The 1579-nt window shown below is 31.9% G+C and carries 2 protein-coding genes and 3 tRNA genes; all 5 read right to left on the bottom strand.

The annotated features are described in order from the left end of the window. Nucleotides 1-446: 446 nt before the first annotated feature. Nucleotides 447-860 (bottom strand): hypothetical protein, encoded by a 414-nt coding sequence (locus CHL78_RS20155; protein ID WP_094368534.1) that lies wholly within the window; start codon nucleotides 858-860, stop codon nucleotides 447-449. Nucleotides 861-878: 18 nt separating this feature from the next. Further along, nucleotides 879-1130: a DUF2508 family protein gene (locus CHL78_RS20150; RefSeq protein WP_094368535.1), complete on the bottom strand. Its 252-nt coding sequence runs from the start codon at nucleotides 1128-1130 to the stop codon at nucleotides 879-881. Between the two features lie 120 nt (nucleotides 1131-1250). After that, nucleotides 1251-1326: transfer RNA gene (locus tag CHL78_RS20145), tRNA-Val, on the bottom strand. A 12-nt stretch (nucleotides 1327-1338) separates the two neighbouring features. Further along, nucleotides 1339-1415, bottom strand: a tRNA-Arg gene (locus CHL78_RS20140). A 14-nt stretch (nucleotides 1416-1429) separates the two neighbouring features. Next, nucleotides 1430-1503 (bottom strand) — tRNA-Cys (locus tag CHL78_RS20135). Nucleotides 1504-1579: the final 76 nt, after the last annotated feature.

Genomic DNA, 1579 nt, shown 5'->3' with positions numbered 1-1579 from the left:
GGCACGCCGCCAGCGTTCATCCTGAGCCAGGATCAAACTCTTAAATATAAGTTTTGACATGGGCTCAGATACTGTTATATATCTGGCTTTATGTTTGTTTGGTTGTTTCAAATTCTATAAATTAACCTACTGTTTAATTTTCAAAGTTCATTCAAACGACTTTCTTGTCGTTTTACAACTTCTTTAGTATATCAAGTTATTTTTAACTTGTCAATACTTTTTTTGAAATTGTTTTTTGTTGTTTGTCCTTATCTCTTGGACAAGTAATAATATACCATTTATATTTTATAACGTCAATACTTTTTTAAATATTTTTTATAAATTAATTTTAAAATCTCTAAATACCTATGTTTACAGCATTAAATATACTAAGATAGATCTGATAATCTAACATATATCCAGAACTATCTTAGTTAAATCTATTATATATTAATTACCATAATATATTAATCTACTTGAGATAATAATCTTTTAGTTATATCAGAAAGTTTTAACTCTCCTAGTTCTTCATTTGCTATAGCTATTACTACCTTTATAGCATTTTCTGAGTTATCCCATTTATAAGATCTTGCATTTGCTATAGTATCTTCTGGCATAACCTCTTCAAGTTCCATAGCGGCTTCATCAGATATAGTCATATATTCATCAAATAATTCTTCTGAGTCCATAGTATCTATATCATAGTCTTCTTTTAAATAATCATTTAGTGTTTCTACATCTATGCTTAATTGGTAAGCCACTACATCTTCTCTTTTAGTTCCTTTAGAAAGATCTTTCTCTACTCTAAAATCACTATTATCTTCTATTGTAACCTTAATTTCTTCACTATCTACTATTTCATTCCCTAAAACTATGTACATAATATCATCTCCTTGAAATTACTTAGCCATCGCATCAATTAAAGACTCTTTTAAAGACTTTTTAATTCCCTTCTCCTTTGCCACTCTAATTAGATAATAATATCTAGATTTCTTTGCTTCTAATTCATATATAGCAACATCTATTAGCTCAGGATCACTTACGCACTGAAAAAAATTTTCTGCAACCTTTATATCTGCTTGAGCTTCTTTTATATCATTAATTATTGCTTCTTTTTCTTTATCTTTATTAATTTTAAATCTCTTGGACATATTATACCCCTCCTATATTATATATATTATAAACTTTGACAGTTTGTAAGTATCATATACATAATATGGTAAAATATTAGGATATAAATAAAACCTCTAGTGAATATCACTAGAGGTTACTGGTGGGATTAACAGGGCTCGAACCTGTGACCCCCTGCTTGTAAGGCAGGTGCTCTCCCAGCTGAGCTATAATCCCTTACATTTGAGTTGGTGCGCCCAGAGGGACTCGAACCCCCAACCTTCTGATTCGTAGTCAGACACTCTATCCAGTTGAGCTATAGGCGCAAATATTATTTTATTGGAGGCGACACCCAGATTCGAACTGGGGATCAAGGAGTTGCAGTCCACTGCCTTACCACTTGGCTATGTCGCCACAATATTTTTAAATATAAAATGGTGATCCATCCGCGACTCGAACGCGGGACACCCTGATTAAAAGTCAGGTGCTC

The sequence above is a fragment of the Romboutsia weinsteinii genome (genome assembly GCF_002250835.2).
In the GTDB taxonomy this organism is placed as follows: Bacteria; Bacillota; Clostridia; order Peptostreptococcales; family Peptostreptococcaceae; genus Romboutsia_A; species Romboutsia_A weinsteinii.
Note: the sequence above shows the minus strand (reverse complement) of the source record. Positions and strands in the feature narration are given on the sequence as shown.

Bases quoted from the DNA above. Each gene is read 5' to 3' on its own strand.
- CHL78_RS20155 (WP_094368534.1), bottom strand. From the start codon at position 860: ATGTACATAGTTTTAGGGAATGAAATAGTAGATAGTGAAGAAATTAAG.
- CHL78_RS20150 (WP_094368535.1), bottom strand. From the start codon at position 1,130: ATGTCCAAGAGATTTAAAATTAATAAAGATAAAGAAAAAGAAGCAATA.